This is a genomic window from Mesorhizobium sp. M2D.F.Ca.ET.226.01.1.1, assembly GCF_004022705.2.
GTDB lineage: Bacteria > Pseudomonadota > Alphaproteobacteria > Rhizobiales > Rhizobiaceae > Mesorhizobium.
In genome coordinates this window covers 1-19,385 of record NZ_RZOY02000022.1, presented here as the reverse complement: position 1 = coordinate 19,385, position 19,385 = coordinate 1, and the positions used below count along the sequence as shown (strand labels likewise).

The window sequence follows — 19,385 nt, the reverse complement described above, 5'->3', positions numbered from 1 at the left end:
AGAGGACGTCGTGCCGCCGACCGCCAACTATCGCGAGCCAGATCCCGCTTGCGACCTCGACATCACACCCAATGTGCCGCGCGAGCGCAAGGTGCGCGTCGCCATGAGCAACGCCTTCGCCATGGGCGGTACGAACGCAGTTCTGGCATTCAGGCAGGTGTAGAAGCCATGCAAGACGCCTCATTTGAGGTCACCTGTCGTATCTAGCTGCTTGAGGGGCGGGGCATTGTGATACAGGGAGAGCTGTGGGGTCCCTCCTTCTCGGCCTCGACGATGTGGAAGGAGCCTGTGCGGCGAAACGGGCTAGACGCCCCCAGGCCCAGAACTTGGGCGAAACCAACTCCCACCAAAGGACAGCCGGTTTAGTAGCCGAACAATGAAACCTCGCTCGACGAGCCGCCGTCTCTACTGTCTCCGGCCTCACGCGGTTGAAGCGAACAGCGCAGCAGCTACTGTTCCGCACAACTCGGATGGCAATTGGGACAAGTCCGCACATGTCGTCACGTACGCTGAACGCCGCAGGTACAGCCAAACTGGGGCGGGGCGTTTCTGCCGTTTTGATAGAATTCTATCAAACTGACAATTTTCCTTGCATAAATGCAAGGAGAGCTCGGTTGACTCCCCTCCTTTCTTGTCAAGGATGAGTTTGCAGGCTGCGGTGCGGCAGAAGCCGGACAGAACAGCGACCGGTCGAGTAAAGGCCTGCGCAAACCGCATATTGCGAGCGCCCGCGCGGAGGAAGACGCTCGTCCTGGTGAAAGGCAACGATGCTCAGGCGCCATTGCCATTTGCCGAGGGCGTCCGCGCGCCGAAAATTTCGAAGCAACAAAGGTGAGATCGAGAATGATGATGACGAAATACAACACAGCTCACCGTCCAGTGCAGTTCTACCGGCGGGTGGCGGAGTGGGATGGGCTGCCAAATGGAACGTAAAAAGATCAGCAAGGAGATGCTTGGCGATAGTCAGGCGCTGCGCAAGCTGCGTGAGCACCTTGTCAAGGTGGCCAAGGCGAAGACTACGGTCCTGTTGCGAGGTGAATCCGGAACCGGTAAGGAGCTGGTTGCCAAAGCCATTCACGAGCTCTCGCCTCGCGCCAAGCAGCCCTTCATCAAGGTCAATTGCGCGGCGCTCACCGAGACGCTTCTGGAATCTGACTTGTTCGGTCATGAGAAGGGTGCCTTCACCGACGCGAGCAGTTTGCGCAAGGGGCGCTTTGAGGCTGCCGACAAAGGCACATTGTTTCTGGACGAGATTGGCGAAATATCAGGTTCGTTCCAGGCTAAGCTGCTGCGTGTCCTGCAGGAGCAGGAGTTTGAGCGCGTCGGCAGCAACCACACCATTAAAGTTGATGTTCGCGTGATTGCCGCAACGAACAGGGACTTGGAAACGGCAGTTCAACGCAAGGAGTTCCGGCAAGACCTCTATTATCGCATCAACGTCGTCACTTTACGCGTGCCGGCATTGCGCGAAAGGCGAGGTGATATTCCGCTCTTGGCCGCTCAGTTTCTCAAGAATTTCAATACTGAGAATGATCACACGCTGACCTTCGCTCCCGAAGCGATTGAGGTGCTAATGAACTGCGAATTTCCAGGCAACATCCGAGAGCTCGAAAACTGCGTTCAACGGACGGCAGTTCTGGCGACGGGTCCATCAATCCTCAGAACTGACTTTGCCTGTTACGCGGATCAGTGCTTGGCCGCGGCGCTGTGGAAGAACGGACCGCCGACGTCAGAGAAGTCGACTACGATCCAGCCTTCCGCCGCCTGTGCCGCCCCGCCCGTCGGCGACGGGCAAGCGCCGATAGGCCCTGCCACGAGTCGTGGTAGGGTGCCCGATGCCGATACGGTCATTGCTGCCATGGAAAAGTGTGGCTGGGTGCAGGCAAAGGCGGCGCGCCTGCTCGGTTTGACCCCGCGCCAGATCGGCTACGTGCTGAGAAAACGCGGTATCGAGATCAAGCGTCTCTGAAACAACCCGCCGAGCAAGAGCTGGAGCAGGTCAAGCATTGGTGCTCTGGCGAGCCCATCGGCCAGGCTTACGAAGTGGGTGTGAACAGCGCTGCCAAGATTCCGGCCGTGTGCTTTCTACCACGTAGTCATACTGGGGCTCTGCGACTGACAAACTAAAAAGGAGTAATCCTATGGCTAGTAACTTCGCTCTACACCGCAAGGCAAATCAATTCGACGTGCCTGGATCCAGAAATAATCGATGTATTATTGGTGACACGCCAGCATGCGTAGAGGCGACGCGCAGATCTCCGCTGGCGGGACCTGGTCGATACATTAGCTGATGGCTTACCGCTCGATATCACGCAATCTGAGATGGGCATGAAAGTGAGTTCGACCGCTGGACAGTTGCCGACCTCGTCAGGTATTGGCCCCTGCGACCGGTTGATCTGCGATATCCAAATTCGCGGAAGTTGGTCGAGACGAAACTGTCGCCCCGGCTCGTGACCGACCGCGCGCCCGGCAAGACCGAGTTACAAAGTTGCCGAGGCAGTTTGATGTGCGTTCCTGCATCACTGTACGGGACACGACCTGACGGGAGACTATGATGCGTAGCCAAAAAGAAAAGATGCTCGCAGGCGAGTTTTACAATGCGGCGGATCCGGAGATCCAAGCTGACCTGTTGGCCACCGGGGCTTGGCTCAAGCGGTACAATGATACGCTGGGGCAGACCACGGGGCATTGGCATGAGCTTTTGTCCGAGCGGCTGGGAGAGGTTGGGCGCGGAACGGTCATCCGTCCGCCCTTTTTTTGCGACTACGGATTCAATATCCGCATTGGAGCCAATGCCTACATCAACTTCAACTGCGTTATTCTTGACGTGGTAGAGGTCAAAATCGGGCAAGGAACGGCAATTGGGCCTGCTGTGCAGATTTATACCGCCGATCATCCACATGATGCCGAGCAGCGGCAGGCCGGCCTGCAGGTCGGGCGTCCTGTTCACATTGGCAGCCGTGTCTGGATCGGCGGTGGAGCAATCATTCTGCCTGGCGTCACGATTGGTGATAATGCAGTGGTAGGCGCTGGCTGCGTGGTCACACGAGATGTTCCCGCCGGGGCAAAGGTAGTGGGAATTCCTGCTCGCGTGGCCGACCCACATAAACAGGCATAATCAACCTCGTTGACCCTGGAGGTGCATGCGAACTGTCGAAACTGTGCCGAATTTTTGTCGAAGCCATTGAGCGCTGCATATGTTGTCGCGACTCGGGCGCTTCAGTTCTTTTGCCACGGGGGTCACAAGATCATGTGCGTAATGCCGCCGCAACGTGCTCACGTCCCGCAGCAGCGGACCCTTTCACATCGCCCAACGAATTCAGAGCCTACGTTGTGCTGCCACTAGCATTACTACTCACGAATGTATTCCCAACTGAGTTTTCGCCCTTGGAGGCAAGCAGCGACTCACCAGCAATCGCCGGCCATTAATCCTGGCTAGCATCGACCCCGACGAGGCGAGCCGCGGCGTTGCGGATCGGCATGTCGATGACCGTGATTGCGCCTTCGGCAAGGAAACGACGTTCGTTTCTGGTCAGCGTAGCCGAATCGATCACCGCAAAATGTGGGCCAGTGGAGCGCTTCATCAGCTGTCTGGCATATGTGCGCAGCATCTGATCGTTGAAGCGGCAGCCCACGAAGAAAAAACCCCGGTTGACGCGCCGTTGCTTCACCGCGTCCGGGATCGGCGTCTGGATATCAATTTCGGTTAGGACTTCGACGTAATCGGAATCAGCCACGAGGAAGTTTGCCGCCGGCCTGACGCTGCCGTGCGGCGCATAGAGCACCGTCCTAGCCACTTGTTCGGCCTCGAGTTCTGTTCCTGACAAATCGTAAGTTCTCGTCCAGATGTTACCGATTCCGGTCGCGCGCGTCGTTCCTTGTATCTCGACAACGTCTGTTTGGCCGGCCTCTGCAAGGGCTGCTCGCATGGCGCCATCGTACCAGCTGTCGATGATGACAGACAGTTGAAGGGTTGCGAGCCAGGCGTGAAGAACGGTCGGCTCGGCGGGGGCTGCGAATATCTCCGCCATCCACGCTTGGAGAGTCCGACGATGTCGGCGCTGCTCGATAAACTGCGCGACCGACCACATATTGGTGCGAATCCTGGAAGGGGCAGGCGCCCGCTTGTTGAGGGCCGCGGCGACATCTTCAGGGGTGCAAGGTACAGGTGATTCCGGTGGGTTAAGCTGCAGAAGACCAGGACCGAGATAGGGGATCACTCGATCGGCCTTGAGAGCGCCGTTCAGCAGGTCAATCAGTTTTTTGGCAAAACTGCCCCGGACGACGACGAGATGGTCCCAGCTCAGCATCGTGTTCATACGCGTTTCCTCTCCGCCACTGAACCCACCGGCATCAGGCCCCGTCGGAAATCTTCATCGCCTCGACGGTGATCGGCAAACGCGTGTCGCGCGGAAGGTCGGGCAGCATGAGCCGCCAACCGTTCCTGAGCGTCACGGTCCCGCCCCATAAGTCAGCGTTCTCAATCTCGGTGATCGGCTCTTCGAGATCCTTCTTGGGGACATAAGCCGACAAGCCAGTAGCGGTCCTGCGAATCATTACTTTCATCCGGCTGTTCCCCCGTTGGAAATGCCTTCAGCTCCGCAGGGAACCTCGACTTTGTCGAGGCTAATGAGTTCGCGCGCTCGCATGCCGACGACCGTGCCACGATCGATCCATTCGACCGCATAGATGAAGAATTGCTGGAGAAAGGTTCCAATGTCGCGCACGTAGCCTTCGTCGCCCTTCCGCACGAGGTTTTCGCCGATCTCCTTGCCGGGATAGGTGCCGTCGTTTTTTATGTGGCGTATCGCACGGACCCGCTCACCCTGCATGAACCGTGGCGGTCTGCCGATTTCGACCTCCTGTTCGCGTCTGGACCACATGCTGTCCATTCCTTTCTCGAGGCTTTTGTTGTGGTCGCGGGTTGCAGGCGTCGTCGTGCGGCGAACCCGACCGTTTCGGTAGGAATCAAGCGGGAACGCAGGTTTTCGGTACCGGACAGACCGACACGCATTGCTGCGTATCGAAGGCCTCCTTGCATTCGGTGCACTTGTTTGGATCGATCACATAGGCGTCGCCCTTGAACTTGATCGCTTCCGAAGGACATTCGAACTCGCAGGCCCCGCATTGGGTACATTGGGATGCGATGATCTTTAAAGCCATTCTAACTCCTGGTTATCGGACGAGACGGCTCAGGCCGTCGCCGCTAGTGGTCTGATCCCAAACTCTGCCGCGTAAAGTGCGCTGACTGCGGTCTCGATGTAGTCATGGCCATAGGCGTCGGTTACGCGCAGTCCAGCTCGCGAGAGTTGTTCCTTCGGGCGATTTCCGATCTTGGCGCATAGCACTATGTGTATGCCTTCGAGCGCTGCGATGACGCCCTCGAGGATGGCGTCTTCGCCCCCGCCTCCGAGGCAATACCGCTCGACCTTCCGATGCCCGACCAAGCTGATCCCTCTAGGCGAGACTTCATAAACCTGGAATTCCTTCGCGTGGCCGAAGTGTTCGTTGACCCGTCCACCTCCCTTAGTGGCCACCGCAACCAGAAGCGACTTTTCGGAGTCTGTTGCCTTGACCATACCGATGGCCTCGCTCCTCGCCGCCTCATGATCACGGCGCTCGTGTGCGACCACCTGCCGATAGGCCTGACGCTTGCCAGCATCGTAGGCGACATCGTCGGGAATCCCGTCCAGCGTGAATTCCTGGCCACGATCTTCACCGAGCAGGCCGACAGCATCTGCCCGGCACTGCCGGCAGTGGCGCATCAACTTGGCGCCACCTTCAAGTCGATCCTGAAGAGCCATCATCTCCATTGCCGTTGGGCCGCGCTGCCCGATGAGTCCGTAGTGGGTACCGTGCGCCGGGTCCGAAATCAGAGGCATCACGTTGTGCAGAAACGCGCCCCGCTCCCTGACCATTTTGTTCACCTCAAACAGGTGCTGGTCGTTCACTCCAGGAATCATCACCGAGTTGATTTTGGTGAGGATGCCGCGCGCGCTCAGCATCTCCAGGCCCAGCATCTGCCGCGCGTGCAAGATTCGAGCGGCTTCGATGCCGAAGTAGCGGCGATTTTCATAAAAGATCCATGGATAGATCTTCGCGCCGACTTCCGGGTCGACCATGTTGATGGTGACCGTCACGTGATCAACATTCATTTCGGCAAGCTCGGCGACATGGTCCGGCAGCACGAGCCCATTAGTGGAGACGCACAGCTTTATGTCGGGGATTTCCCTGATGACGCGGTCGAGCGTTGCCTTCGTTTTCTCCCAATCGTAACAGGCATCCCCCGGCCCAGCGATGCCAAGAACCGAAAGCTGCGGAACTTTGTTGGCAACGGCGATGACCTTGCGTAGCGCTTGGTCGGGCGTCAACTTCTCAGACACAACACCAGGCCGGCTCTCGTTGGCGCAATCGTATTTGCGATTGCAATAGTTGCACTGGACATTGCAAGCCGGCGCGACCGCCACATGCATACGCGCGAAATAATGATGCGCTTCCTCCGAAAAGCAGGGGTGATCCTTGATCCTTTCCCAAATAGCCGGATCCCCTTCGCCCGGGCTGGTCGGCGACGAGCCGTAGGAGGACGATGCGCAGCCACCGGATTTCGCGGCTGCCAGAAAACCCTCGGATGTCGTGCTAGTCGGCCCCTCAATCGAAACTGTCGGTGAGGACATCAAACGGCTCCGTTGCTGGTAACGTCGCGGTTCAAGGTGCAAGAGCCATACCAACTGAAAAAAGCGGCTTCAGTTCACTATTCGGGTCGATATCGCATTGTGTCAGGCCGGCGCGACACAATTTTGTCCTGCTTGCGACAGTGCAAGTCCAAATCCGTTCAGAAGCACGAAGCACTCCTTGTCGCGCACAGGGCGCGCAAGACCACTGGCCTGACGATTGGCTCATCAGGCTCTTAGAATTTCCTTCACCTCGATACTATGCCGGCGTATCGCCTAGCCGACTTGTCGCAGCTTGAGGCCGAGAATTCGAGCCGCATTAGCCTGAACCCAGCCGGCCTTCTCCATTGTGTCGATCAGCCGTCACGCTCCGTCCGCCGCGGTCTCAGCCCCCGTCCGGCCGTATCGTTAGAATCGCAAGTGGCTATCTCGTGTTCAGGGGGCGCCGATGCGCCGAACCGGCATCGTGCTGGCCCGTGAGAGCTCGTCGATGACATTGCCACGTTCCGAAAGATTGGTTCCTTCCAGAGGAGAACGCCAAGCACGCAGTTCTCCGGCTCGGACGTTGCCGGGGAAATAGCATTGCGAGATCAGCTCAACTGCCGACGGCGCAAAGCCATGGTTCTCCATATTTCAAGGGTAAGCGCTGTGTCCTTCCAGGAGGACCCGCGATCTGTGGGCCTGCCGATTCTGAGGTGGATCGGAGATCGGCTTGTGTCTGAACTTGAACTTACGATTGACCCTGAGCGGCAGCCTCGGCGTTTTCGAGGGTGATCAACGGCGCTGTTGGTCGGCGGCATTGGTCGATGGACGACAAGGCACGGAGTCATTCCGAGACCCTGGAGCCGACGCGGTGATCTCGGAGGTTGCCCGGCGCTACGGGCTGCGGCCGCGGCGGAACGCTCGCAAGCTTGCGACGTCGGCAGGACAGGCCACTCCCGCCTAGTGGTTTCGGTGGCGCCACCGGAACGACCCGTTGGGCCTATCCGTGCACCAGAGCTCAAGGCCACGGCCTGAGAATCGGCCGCCGCTCACCCTACTTGGTTCCTCAGCCGACTGCGCTAAGAAGGAGAGCAACTTCCGTCGGCGCGAGGATCATTGCGTCGTGGCCAGTGGCGAGTTCCTGCCACGCCCAGCCATCCTGCTTCGCGACCCATTCTCGCGCTCCCGCCATCGGCGGGTGGAGTGGATTAGTGCAGACGACATAGGTTCGGGGTCTGCCGTTGCCGAGCGGGTGCTCGAGCTTAAGTCCGCTTTCGTAGGTGCCTGCCGGATGCGGTGTTATCCGGCGCCGCACCCAGTCCGTGAGCGAGTGTCCCTCGGGAATGCCGAATGCTGTTGGCGGCGGAGTCGGCATGAAGATACCCCGTCCTTCCTCCGCAACCAATTTTCGACGGGCCGCGACGATGTCGGGGGGCATGGTGCTGAATACACTTTGACCGCTCTCGACGATGGCGCTGTCGAGATAAACGAGATGGCTGATATGGTCGGGTATCCGGTCGGCGGCGCCGGTGATGCTGATGCCGCCTAGACTGTGACCGACAAGGATCACATCGCTCAGCTCTTCCGTCACAATGTGGTTGACGATGTCGGTCACGAATGTGTCGGGCGTGATGTCCTTGCACAGCAAACGTGCGCGTTCGCCGACACCTGGTCGGCGTGGTCACGTGGCATCCCATCTTGCGAAGATTGGCAGCCACGTCCCGCCAACACCATCCGCCATGCCAGGCACCATGCACTAGCACATACGTCTTTGCCATGGGTTGTGCCGTTCCACTTGCTCACCGGCCGTTGTGGCTGCCATCCGGCACGATGGCCGGGCGTTGTCCCAAAGGGGCTCGACCACGTGACCGGTGGTAAGTCCGGCGCACAGGGCAGCGCCGTGGCCTGAGGACACCGCTAACGAGTCAAGGAAATTTGAATTGCGAAAGGCCAATATTCACTAGCTCTTTGCAAGTGGATGGAGAGGCTCATGGTGTGCCGCAGTTGCTCGCTGCCGGCATGCTCTTGGCACGGTCCCGGCTGATCATCCGAACTTGAACAGGACACCAAAGCCGCCGCGCGGATAGTTCCACTCGATGTCGCCGCCTTTCTCGCACAATATCCGGCAGGTGCCGCATTCCATGCAGCCGTCGGCGGTGATCTCGACTTGACCCTTGTCATTCAACTCATAGCATTTCGCCGGACAGACGTAGGTCAACGCAAGCAAGTTCGCGCTTGGCTTGTCGTGCGGTCGCACTATAATATGGGGGCGGCCGGAATCGACCAGATAGCGGTTCTGGTAAAGTTTGTCCTCGACACGAACCTTCGTCACTGCGATCGTCATCTTGTACCCTCTTCAGCGCCATGCCAATGCCAGGCGGACCGCGTCGCTGACCAACCCCCAGCGCGAGCGCGCGTTGATGAAGGCGGCCGTGGTGTTCTTTTCCTTCTCGATCTTCGGCGTGCCGTCGACACGCATGAAGTTCTGAGCGGCATGCGACATCAGCCGCGGATAGCTGTCAAAAAAGTTGCTGGAATTGGTGTGGAGCAAGGCTGGCATGTCCTTGTATTTCTTAAGATCCTTGATCACAAAGGAGTCATCCAGCATCGTCTTGTAGAGCGCAAGGTTCGCTTTGGTCATAGGACCGTTGCGGCTTTTGACTTTGATGATCGCCTCAGCCGCGACACGACCCGAGGTCATGGCAAGGTTCGAACCCTCACGGTGAATGGCATTGTTCAGTTGCGCTGCGTCGCCGACGATGACCCAACCGTCGCCGAAGAGCTGCGGAATGGCCTTGTAACCACCTTCGGGGATAAGATGGGCGGCATATTCTTTCACCTCCGAGCCAGCGATCAGCGGCCGGATCGAAGGATGGTTTTTCATCGCATCCAGGAGGGCGGACGGGCTCTCCATCGTCGCGGCGAAATCCGAGACCAGGCAGCCGATGCCGAGTGATATCGACTCCTTGTTGGTGTAAAGGAAGCCGAGCCCGGCCATGCTGCGAGAGATCGTGCCCACGGCCTCGATTACGCAGCCTTCATCGCCCTTGACCCCGAACCGCTGGCCAATGACCTCTTCGGGCAAGAAATGCATTTCCTTGACGGCAAGCGCCACGGTCTCCGGCTTCGGCATCTCGCGCAGGCCTGCGCGAGTGCCAAGCAATCCCGACACCCCTTCTGCGAGAACGACCACATTCGCGAAGACCACTCCGCCAGCCCGGTCTGTGCGGACGCCGATCACCTTGCCATTGCCATCACGGACGAGTTCCGTCGCGGTCGTCTCACACAGGACCGTCGCGCCAGCCTCGCGCACCTTGCGGGAAAACCATTTGTCGAACTGGGCGCGAATGATCGTGTAGCGGTTGGGTTTCGCCTCATTGAAGTCGTCCGACCGGTAATGAATTCCGGTGTGAGACGTGTCGTCCAACACCCAAAGTCGCTGTTCGACCAGGTGCCGCTCGAGGGGCGCATCATCCCGGAAGTCCGGGATGATCTTCTCCAGCATGTTCGCGTACATTATGGCACCCTGGACGTTCTTAGAGCCCGGATATTCCCCGCGCTCCAACTGCAGTACCTTCAGCCCCTGGCTTGCCAAAGTGTAAGCAGCTGCGTTTCCAGACATGCCGGCTCCGACCACTATGGCATCGAATTGTTCAATCATGTCCTCTCCCTCAACTCGCAAGCTTGTCTCGACTGTGCGGCGACAGCCGCCGGGTGAAGGCTTCCGTCAGTGCGGGCAGGAAGCGGATTGCATCCGTGACGATCCCGAGGTGGGCGAACTCGAAAATCGGCGCGTTCGGATCGGTGTTGATCGCGACGATGAGATCGGCCCCCTCGACCCCAACTCGGTGCTGGATGGCGCCGGAAATTCCGGCCGCGATGTAAAGCTTCGGTCGAATGGTCTTGCCAGTTTGTCCAATCTGTCGATCAGCCGGCATCCAGCCCTTCTGGACCAAGGGGCGCGAACAGCCATGCTCGGCGCCGATCGCTCGGGCAAGATTCTTCACAAGCTGAAGGTTCTCCGCCGCTCCGAGACCGAGGCCTCCCGCAACCACGACATCCGCATAGGCAAGATTTGCCATTGCCGACTGGTTATCCGGTAGGAAGCCGAGGACTTTGGTGACGATATCGTCCTCAACGAGCGACAGCTTGTGCCGCATGACACGCCCGACCGGCTTATCCACCCGTTGCGGCATAGGCATGACCCTTGGTCGCACCGTCGCCATTTGCGGCCGGTAATTTAGTGTATAGATCGTACACAACAATGAGCCACCAAAAGTCGGACGGGTCGCGGCGAGTGAACCGTCGGAATCTACATCAAGTTCGGTGCAGTCGGCCGTGAGCCCCGTCTGCAGGGTCGTCGCTACCGAGCCTGCAAGATCCCTGCCCAGTGTGGTCGCGCCGAGAAGGAGGATTTCGGGTTTATGGGTATTGACCAGATCCGTGAGCGCCTTGGCGAACGGCTCGTTCCGGTAGTCGGCGAGCGGCGGCGCATCGACGATGTAGACAAGATCCGCCCCGTAAGCGAAGGCCTCGGCAACAGCGTCCTCGACCATCTCGCCCGGCGGTCCCAGCACGACGCCCGCGAGCTGGACTTCAAGCTTGTCGGCCAATTTGCGGCCTTCGCCCAGCAGTTCGAATGATACAGGATGCACATTGCCGCGTTCGAGCTCGAGGAAGACCCACACGTGCCGGTAGTCTTTGAAATGGTCGGGAAGTTCTTTCTTTACACCGGCACGGCCGGGGGCAATGCGAGGGGTGGTTTGGCTTGCGGTCGACATTTTCTGCTCCTGGCCGTCACGTGCCGCTGTTGAAGGCCAGCTCATGTTCCAGCGCCGGCCGGCGGGTTAAGATATCGGCGATGAGTTCATCGGCTATGTCCTGCAAGCCCCTTTCCGCGGTGTCGATCTGCGCCGCCCTTTCTGCCCGTGCGGTGGGGGCGAAAACACGCTTGACGACTGTAGGCGAGCCACGCAGACCGCACCGGGTGAGATCGTCAATGCCGGCGTCGGCTGCAGTCCACTTCACGACTTGCCTGCGCGCCGCGCACAGAGCCTGCTGGAGCGAGCCCCGGCGGATTTCGTTGGTGTCTTCCAGCATGGTAATGAGGCAAGGGAGTCTGCTCTTCAGCAACTGGGTGCCGCCTTCGGCGCGACGCGCGACTTCGATCTCTCGCGTATCGAGATCGATGGAGGCAATCTTCGCGACATAGGTAAGTTGCGATAAATCTAGGCGCTTGGCTATGCCCGGTCCGACCTGGGCGGTATCGCCGTCAATCGTCTGCTTGCCGGTGAAGACGATGTCCGGCCTGCCGAAAGTCTCCCCAATTTTTGCGATTGCTTGCGAAAGAGCAAAGGAAGTCGCCAGCGTATCGGATCCGGCAAAATAGCGGTCCGTCAAGAGAACTGCTCGGTCAGCACCGTAACCGAGCGCCTTTCGCAGCGAGTCCTCCGCCATGGGCGGACCCATTGTGAGCACAGTAACCTCGCCACCATGAACGTCGCGCAGTTTGAGCGCTTCTTCGAGGGCGAACAGGTCGTAAGGATTGATGATGGTCGGAACACCCTGACGCATGATCGTGTTCGTCACCGGGTGCACGCGGATCTGTGCCGAATCCGGCACCTGCTTGATGCAGATTACGATATGCATTGGCGGTTTCTCTAAGCTCCCAGTCCGGATTCGTGCTTGGCGGTTCGCCTCATTGCCTGCATCGTTCATGCCAAGTCGTCTTCCTGCCTCTATTCCAGAAGGTGGCTTCGTTTGCTTCCGAGGAGGCGTCATGAGGACTGGATTTGTCGACTTCTCGACATTGTCGCGTCGCAGCCGTGTCGGGCTCATTACTTTCCGAACCGCTTCAGTGCAGAGTCGAGCGGGACGAAGGCGCGGCCAGGTGCGGGACATATGTTTGGATCGTGGTCCCTTAGCACCTTGAACACACGTTGCGTGAGCGGCGAGGAAGTCGCGAAATCTTCGTAGGCGCGTTCCAGCTTGGCGCGCACCCGCGCGGCGATTACCTGGTTAGGCAGACCGGAGAAATCTTCTTCGGCAAGGTATTGGCCCACGCGCTTCATGATATGGAGCCGCGAGACATTCATCACTTTCGGGTCGTAGGAGACGCCAAGGCAGGCGAAGAAGTCCTCCGCGGCCGACAGGCCCTTCAGTCGCGCTAGGATATCGGTGCGATCGATCGGGCGGCTATCAGCGGAGCAGTTCATTGTATTCTCCCGGCGCGTAATTGTGGTGTCGATGCATTGGTGACATTGCTGACGGCGTGCCGACCTCTGGCACGGCGGCTGGGCAAGAGACTTGGCGATCTCAAGCTTTTCTGAAGTGGTGAAGGCGACCCCGAGTTTGACTGCTCTCCATTGCGCAGGGTCGTCACGTTGAGGAAGACCTCACGGCTCGTCGGCTATTGTGCCGCTCGGACCCGGGCCGGAATGAAGCTGTTCTGCACCTCGCCCGCACAGTCCAGCACTGGGAACGGCCCGTAGCTTCTCGGTGATCGCAGGCAGGACCTCAAGCACGCGGTCTACGTCATCTTCGCCGTTGTCACGCGACAAGGAGAAGCGGACTGCCCCACATGCCGCGTTCATAGCGATCAGAACATGGCTCGGTTCCAGTGAGCCAGAGGCACAGGCGGACCCGGCGGAACAGGCGATTCCCAGCCGGCTCAGGACAATTGGAATTGCATCGCCTTCGATACCTTCGAATCCAATGTTTGCAGTGTTTGGCAATCGCTCTTGCGGATCGCCGTTGATGGATGTGTTTGGGATGCGCTGGATGATCCCGTTCTCAAGGCGGTCGCGCAACCATTTTATTCGTTTTGTCTCGTCCATGAATTTCAAGGCGAGTTCGGCCGCCATGCCCAGTCCGACTATGCCGGGTGTGTTTTCAGTGCCTGCACGCCGGTCGCGCTCTTGGTGCCCACCCTTGATCATGGAGGAGAAGCGCACGCCACGTCTTACATAAAGCGCGCCTATCCCCTTTGGACCATGCAGCTTGTGGGCGGAGAGCGACAGCATGTCGATCGCGGTCGATTTCAGCTCAATCGGAAGCCTTCCGACCGCCTGCACTGCATCAGTGTGGAAAAGCGCGCCGACTTCCCTGGCTAGATCGGCAAGCTTAACCACGGGAAAGATCGTACCGGTCTCATTGTTCGCCCACATTATCGAGACGATTGCCACTTGTGGAGTGAGAGCGGTTCTGTAGGCGTCCAGGTCGAGCCGGCCGTGGTGATCGACTGGGATAATGTGCACCTTGACGCCGCGCGTCTTTTCAAGGTGCGCGCACAACTTCAGAACGGCCGGATGTTCAACCGCGGAAGTCACTATTTCCGTTCGGTCGGGCATCACCTCCAGCGCCGAAAGGATGGCTGTACTGTCGCTTTCAGTCCCGCCCGAGGTGAAGATGATCTCGTCCTCGAATCCCGCGCCGATGAGGGCTTGCAACTGTTGCCTCGCCTTTCTCACGGCTTCAGCAACCGATGCGCCATAGGCGTGCATGGACGAATGATTGCCAAATTGCTCCGTAAAGAAAGGCAACATCGCTCCAACGACTGCAGGATCAACCCGCGTCGTTGCGTTGTTGTCGAGATAGACAGGGTTCATGGGAGTGATCCTTCAACTGCTGAAATGATTCAAGGGTAGGCGGGCCATTGAACCTCTGGCGCATATCGTATCTGGTAAGGTGGGCGGCCGGGCGAGCGATGGCTTGGCTGACCGGTCGCTGTCGACATTGCCCTTTGGTGGCGGCATCTGCCGGGAATTCAGCTGTTTCGGGCAATTTTGTTTGCTTGCCCACGGCAACGATCGATGATCGCGATTTGGCGCATCACCGAACGCAATTGTTCCGGGCCGACAGTGCGTGTCGGCCGGTTCCAGAGCGCCGGCGGTGCCGGTTCGACGCAGTATTCCTTGGCGTCGCTATAGTCGAACATAGCCTGTTCCCTCGCAATCATTTGCAGGACTTGCCGCAGCCGCACGTCTCACGCGCATTGGGGTTATCGAAAACAAAGCCGGATGTTTCGAGCCCAGTGACGAAGTCCACGGTCATGCCGGCTGCATGGGGTTGGGAGCCTCTATCCATGAACACCTTGAGCCCATCTCGCTCGATGATCGCATCGCCCTCACGTGAGACGCTCTCCAGGCCCATTGAGTATTGGAAGCCGGCGCAGCCGCCGGCATGGACCATGATGCGAAATCCTTCCGCCGGCTCGCTGGCGCGGTAAAGAGCGGCCTTGATGGCGGCAACAGCGTTGTCGGTGAGCGTAATCATGGCTCGATTTCTCCTCGGTCCGACGTTTTCGCGGATCATCTCGCATGGACCGTGCCAAAGGGAAGACGTGTCAAAAACCGTAGGACATCCCGACGTCTCTTATGCTCGATTGCTGGGGAGACGTCCGACAACCGACACTTACTGTCGGATTTGTCGCGTCCGCGTCACAGGAAGGGCGCCTGAGTTCGCGATGCACTCACGCGTAAAGCAATGAACAGAGCCAAAGATGTTCAGAGCTTGCCGCGGAGCAACTGGCACGATTTTTGTGAAGCCTTCGTTGCGGCGGCAAAATTGCCGGCCGATTCACCTTTGGGTTGCCCTCGCAATCGAAGAACGAAGGAGAGCAATATGATCCATCAGACCCGCCTTGAGTGGGAAAGCAGCACCGCCGGTGGTACCCGAATGCTCGATCGGCCGATTGGCGCCGACCACCCAACAATCGCTCTCTACCGGCGATTGGCCGCTGACCGCCCGGAGACAGGATTCGACTGGCATGTGCCTGACGATCGATCGCGTCCGCCGTGCACACCCCTGAGGCCCGTTTTTCGATCGATCGTCAAAAGAAGAACGGGGCAGGGGTAAAAACATGGATCAGCGCAAGAAGCGGTCGCCCAACGAAATCCGGCGTGCGTGGGAAGTCTGTCCGAACATTCCCGCGCGTGATTTCGCAGCCCAATTGGCCATTTCGGAAGCGGAACTGGTCGCGGCCCATTGCGGTTTCGGCGCGGCACGCATCGACCCGCGCGTCAATCACGTTCTGACGGGCCTCGAATTCGTGGGCGAAGTGACGGCGCTGACCCGCAATCAAGGTGCCGTGCACGAAAAGATTGGCGTCTTCAACAGAGTGATAACCGGCAACAATCACGCCATGGTCCTTGGTGACGAATTCGACCTTCGCGTCTTCCCGCAAGCTTGGAGGTATGGTTTCGCTGTTGAAAGGCGCCATCGCGGCGGAATCCAGCGCAGTTTGCAATTCTTCGACGCCACCGGCGCAGCAGTGCATAAGGTGCATCTCAGGCCGGTCTCCAACCTTCATGCCTATCGAAAGCTGGTGGCCGAGCTCGTATCCGCCAACCAGGAGCCGACCATGTCGCTTAAGGCGAGAGTAGCCGACCTGGGCGCGAGGACTGCGGACTGGGCCGGCACGGTGGACGACCTACGCGAGCACTGGAGCCGGCTGACTGACGTCAACCTTCTAAAGACGCTCAAGCTCAGCCGCTGCCAGGCTTTGCGCATGGTCGGCCAGGATTACGCTTGGCTGCTCGACAATGCCGCAGTTGGCGCCGTGCTCCAGCGTGCGGCCGAAGACGAATTGCCGATCATGTGCTTCGTCGGCAACCGAGGTTCTATCCAGACCCATTCCGGCTTAATCAAGTCGGTCAAGCAGATCGGGCCGTGCATCCATGTGCTGGACGAAACGTTCCGGCTGCATCTCAGGACCCACCAAATCCGTGAGGTTTGGGCCGTGCGCAAGCCGACCAATGACAGTCACGTCACCTCGCTCGAAGCATATGGGTCCGACGGCAAGATCATCATCCAGTTGTTCGGTGCGCGCAAGGAAGGCGAACGCGAGCGCGACGACTGGCGGGTTCTGGCGGAAAACCTGCCTCGTTTCCCCGACAGCTACATGAGAAAAGACCGATCGTCGTCGGTGGGACGCCGGCGCCCATCTGCCTCCGCAGCCAGTAGCCGGGCATTGAAGCCGAGACCGGGGACACGATGACGCAATAAGCGCGCTGTATTATCGCAACGCGATGAGCAGGAAGCAATTTGGCGCTGCCCCATCGACCGCATGGTTACGACGAAGCCGCGGCCTTTGGGCCGAGCTCAGAGGTGGCAATAGCGTGAACGCCGCCGACCGTCACTCCCCACCAGGCGGTCAGGTTTTGCGGTTCGGGCCGAGCAAAAATACTGTCAAGACAGCGAGGAACGTGGCAACCGCGCTGTAGACAAAGACACTGGCAATACCCGTGTGATCCACCAATAGGCCACCGAAAGTTGTGCCGGCTGCGATGGCCACTTGGAAGGTTATGACCATCAGTACACCAGCGCTCTCGGCCTGTTTCGGAGCGGCGCGTAGCACCATCCATGTCTGCAATCCGACCGGGACCGCGCCAAAAGCAAAGCCCCATACGGCAACTGCAATTGCCGAGGTCAAGGCCGATGCTCCCATAGTCAGGAGCGAGACAGCGGCTACGGCAATGAGCAGGGGCGGCAGGGCCGCGACCGCCTTGAGACTGTGTTTGGTGAGGAATGCGCCGGCTAAATTGCCGAAGACGCCGGCCGTGCCAAAAGCAAGGAACACGAGCGGGATTGACTTCTTTTCGAGCGCAGGAACGCTCTCGAGAAAGGCGCGGATGTAGGCGAAGCTGGCAAAATGGCCGGAAGCGACCAATAGCACGACTAGCACCGCAACCTTCATCGCCGGATTCTTCGCGACATCCAGCGGACTGCGGAATCTGCGCACTTCGATCGGAGGCAGTGGCGGAATGGTTACGAGTTGCACGAGCAGCGCAACGGCACTCACGATTGCGGCGACCTTGAACGAGGCTCGCCATCCCCAAATGTCACCGACATAAGCGCCGATTGGAGCCGCGCAGACGGAGGCGACAGAAACGCCGGTGAGGATGATCGACATGGCGCGCGGCATGAGGTGACTTGGAACCAGCCGCATCGCCAACGCTGCCGAAATAGACCAAAAACCACCAAGCGATATGCCAAGGACGACGCGTGCCGCCAGCAAAACCGGCAGCGACCCCGCAACCTCTGCCAGAACGTTCGACAGGATCAGCAGGAGCGTCATCGCCCAGATGACGACCCTGCGGTCCAGACGCTTTGTCACGATGGCGATTATCGGTGCCGAGATCGCCGCGACGATTGCGGTCGCTGTTAGCGCCTGTCCAGCCGTGCCCGTGGTGATACGGAGATCATGCGCGAGCGGTGTCAGAACGCTGGCGGGCAGAAACTCTGCCGTCACAAGCCCGAAGGTGCCGAAGGAAAGCGAAATGATGGCACCCCATGCAGGGCCAGAACGTTGATAGGGACTTTCTGGGTCAAGCCGATCTCGGTCGAACAAAGCCGCGTCCACTAAATCTGTCGCCGATTCGGTCATGAATGAGTTCTCCGGCTAGGAGCTGTTGCAGCAGGGGTGGCTACATCGCCGGGGATCAAAGCCGCGAGACCTTCCGGCGGCGGCCAGTCGGCATCAGTCGAGGCCTCGGCGCCCGACGCATCCGAGGCCTCATCGGAGGGCCGACGGACCCAACCGTCGACAATGCGGGAGAGTTCTCGGCGCGGTCGCATCGATCGCATTCGTCGAAGTGCGGTCTGTTCACTGCGAACCAAGCAAGCCGAACGCGGTGTCCTCGATCGAGGCCTTGATGGGGGGATGATCGACGATCTCTATATTGCTTTGAAGCAGGAAGTTCCGTCGCCATATGTGGTTATCCTGGCAGCCAGAATTGAGCGGTTGTCGCAAGCACCAAGGCGGTCGCAATGAGTGCAACGAGGCGGAAGTCTGATCGATGGCTGCGGTTCGATGGCCGCGCGATCGACAAAATTGAGGTGATGAGTTATCCCTTTTGAAGCCGTTGCTCCCAATTCTGGGATAAGGTAATTGCAGGCGGTCCCAGCAACGTCGGGCGGCCTTTTTGGTGATCGAATTCATGGGACGACACTCTCGGTCCGTGACGCATCTGCGAATGACTCCGCAAGTTCCGTGCCATCAACGACAAATCTGGCTCTGCTGAGCGGGTGGTGGAGGCACGAGCGTGGGCTATCCCAAGAGCTTGCCGCAAGGTTGTTCGAAGTTGAGGTGCCGGATAGACCGCAAATATGTCGGGCGGCCTGGGGTTGGCCAACACGAAGATGCGCAAGTTCAAAAGGACGAGCTGAACCCTTGCCGATATCCATCCGAGGCTGATCTGGAGAAGGTCAAGAACTGCGTCTTGAAGGCTTCCGCCGCACCGGCAAATGCTAAGCCAAGGTGCTGGGCAAGATGGACAGGGCCATCCAACCCGTCGACTGGACGCTCATTAATGGCGTCGGTGTGGCTCTGTAGCTGGCGAGAAAAACGCCCTGCTGAAAGACAAAAGCTCGTGTGGCCGGCTCTGAAGGACGGCCAGTGAGGCAGGCGAGGAGAGGCTATAGCCCATTCGTGTAGACTGATCTTGTCCCACGGAGGCGGCTAACCACCCCGCCAGACATCATCGAGGGGAGCGCCACTAGGCTTACCCCAAGTGTTGGTCATTTCCACCTGGGTGACCTCGGCCAAGTCACCAAGCCGCTTAGAGCAAGCTTTCGAACTGGATGCTCCCCGGGCACATGATCGGCTAGCTGTGAGCTTTCGGGAGGTTGTCCATTCGGACCGGACCGAGGAGACTGGAGTTACCACGCTTCAGCATCCATCGGAGGATCCGAATGAACATCCATAAGAATGCCCGTCTCACACCGCTGCGT

Annotated in this window: 18 protein-coding genes and 2 pseudogenes; 4 read left to right on the top strand and 16 right to left on the bottom strand. The window is 59.0% G+C overall.

The window, feature by feature from the left end:
* From EN869_RS31775 to EN869_RS31765, 3 genes and pseudogenes are all read left to right on the top strand, one after another.
* A pseudogene (locus EN869_RS31775) lies at window positions 1-163 on the top strand (beta-ACP synthase); the annotation flags it as partial.
* A 762-nt stretch (window positions 164-925) separates the two neighbouring features.
* A pseudogene (gene nifA / locus EN869_RS31770) lies at window positions 926-1,969 on the top strand (nif-specific transcriptional activator NifA); the annotation flags it as partial.
* Between the two features lie 582 nt (window positions 1,970-2,551).
* Window positions 2,552-3,118 (top strand): sugar O-acetyltransferase, encoded by a 567-nt coding sequence (locus tag EN869_RS31765; RefSeq protein WP_024505228.1) that lies wholly within the window; start codon window positions 2,552-2,554, stop codon window positions 3,116-3,118.
* Window positions 3,119-3,425: 307 nt separating this feature from the next.
* Here the strand turns inward: EN869_RS31765 and EN869_RS31760 are convergent, their stop codons facing one another.
* The 15 genes from EN869_RS31760 to EN869_RS31695 all read right to left on the bottom strand — a co-directional run bounded on the left by EN869_RS31760 (window position 3,426) and on the right by EN869_RS31695 (window position 14,927).
* Complete coding sequence (locus EN869_RS31760) at window positions 3,426-4,319, bottom strand: SIR2 family protein (protein WP_024505229.1); 894 nt, start codon at window positions 4,317-4,319, stop codon at window positions 3,426-3,428.
* Between the two features lie 34 nt (window positions 4,320-4,353).
* Window positions 4,354-4,566, bottom strand: coding sequence for a putative nitrogen fixation protein NifT (nifT, locus tag EN869_RS31755; protein ID WP_024505230.1), 213 nt, complete (start codon window positions 4,564-4,566; stop codon window positions 4,354-4,356).
* Window positions 4,563-4,883 (bottom strand): nitrogen fixation protein NifZ, encoded by a 321-nt coding sequence (locus EN869_RS31750; RefSeq protein ID WP_024505231.1) that lies wholly within the window; start codon window positions 4,881-4,883, stop codon window positions 4,563-4,565. Before EN869_RS31750 ends, nifT begins: the two co-directional genes overlap by 4 nt.
* A gap of 85 nt (window positions 4,884-4,968) precedes the next feature.
* Window positions 4,969-5,163, bottom strand: a complete 195-nt coding sequence (locus EN869_RS31745) for a 4Fe-4S binding protein (protein ID WP_024505232.1) — start codon at window positions 5,161-5,163, stop codon at window positions 4,969-4,971.
* Between the two features lie 29 nt (window positions 5,164-5,192).
* On the bottom strand, window positions 5,193-6,674 hold the full coding sequence (gene nifB / locus EN869_RS31740) for a nitrogenase cofactor biosynthesis protein NifB (RefSeq protein WP_024505233.1): 1,482 nt from the start codon (window positions 6,672-6,674) through the stop codon (window positions 5,193-5,195).
* Window positions 6,675-6,947: 273 nt separating this feature from the next.
* On the bottom strand, window positions 6,948-7,019 hold the full coding sequence (locus EN869_RS34855; protein ID WP_245467364.1) for a helix-turn-helix domain-containing protein: 72 nt from the start codon (window positions 7,017-7,019) through the stop codon (window positions 6,948-6,950).
* 700 nt (window positions 7,020-7,719) lie between these two features.
* Complete coding sequence (locus tag EN869_RS31730; protein ID WP_287152319.1) at window positions 7,720-8,301, bottom strand: alpha/beta fold hydrolase; 582 nt, start codon at window positions 8,299-8,301, stop codon at window positions 7,720-7,722.
* A 396-nt stretch (window positions 8,302-8,697) separates the two neighbouring features.
* The gene (locus EN869_RS31725) at window positions 8,698-8,997 is read right to left on the bottom strand and encodes a ferredoxin family protein (protein ID WP_024505235.1); all 300 of its coding nucleotides are present in this window, start codon (window positions 8,995-8,997) and stop codon (window positions 8,698-8,700) included.
* Between the two features lie 12 nt (window positions 8,998-9,009).
* Window positions 9,010-10,314: an FAD-binding protein gene (locus EN869_RS31720; protein ID WP_126080604.1), complete on the bottom strand. Its 1,305-nt coding sequence runs from the start codon at window positions 10,312-10,314 to the stop codon at window positions 9,010-9,012.
* A 10-nt stretch (window positions 10,315-10,324) separates the two neighbouring features.
* Complete coding sequence (locus EN869_RS31715) at window positions 10,325-11,434, bottom strand: electron transfer flavoprotein subunit alpha/FixB family protein (protein WP_126063815.1); 1,110 nt, start codon at window positions 11,432-11,434, stop codon at window positions 10,325-10,327.
* Between the two features lie 16 nt (window positions 11,435-11,450).
* Window positions 11,451-12,302: an electron transfer flavoprotein subunit beta/FixA family protein gene (locus EN869_RS31710; protein WP_126063816.1), complete on the bottom strand. Its 852-nt coding sequence runs from the start codon at window positions 12,300-12,302 to the stop codon at window positions 11,451-11,453.
* 188 nt (window positions 12,303-12,490) lie between these two features.
* Window positions 12,491-12,868, bottom strand: a complete 378-nt coding sequence (nifW, locus tag EN869_RS31705; protein WP_024505239.1) for a nitrogenase stabilizing/protective protein NifW — start codon at window positions 12,866-12,868, stop codon at window positions 12,491-12,493.
* Between the two features lie 180 nt (window positions 12,869-13,048).
* Window positions 13,049-14,260, bottom strand: coding sequence for a cysteine desulfurase NifS (gene nifS, locus EN869_RS31700; protein WP_126063817.1), 1,212 nt, complete (start codon window positions 14,258-14,260; stop codon window positions 13,049-13,051).
* Between the two features lie 158 nt (window positions 14,261-14,418).
* Window positions 14,419-14,589 carry a hypothetical protein gene (locus EN869_RS34670; protein WP_165349961.1) on the bottom strand — a complete coding sequence of 57 codons (171 nt, stop codon included), beginning with the start codon at window positions 14,587-14,589 and terminating at the stop codon, window positions 14,419-14,421.
* Between the two features lie 17 nt (window positions 14,590-14,606).
* Window positions 14,607-14,927, bottom strand: coding sequence for an iron-sulfur cluster assembly accessory protein (locus EN869_RS31695; RefSeq protein WP_029356570.1), 321 nt, complete (start codon window positions 14,925-14,927; stop codon window positions 14,607-14,609).
* A 586-nt stretch (window positions 14,928-15,513) separates the two neighbouring features.
* Between EN869_RS31695 and EN869_RS31690 the strand changes: the two genes are divergently transcribed.
* Entirely contained in the window at window positions 15,514-16,650 is a 1,137-nt protein-coding gene (locus EN869_RS31690) for a ChuX/HutX family heme-like substrate-binding protein (RefSeq protein ID WP_126063818.1), read from the top strand.
* Window positions 16,651-16,806: 156 nt separating this feature from the next.
* On the opposite strand, the gene EN869_RS31685 is transcribed toward EN869_RS31690, so the two are convergent.
* Entirely contained in the window at window positions 16,807-18,039 is a 1,233-nt protein-coding gene (locus EN869_RS31685; protein ID WP_126063819.1) for an MFS transporter, read from the bottom strand.
* Window positions 18,040-19,385: the final 1,346 nt, after the last annotated feature.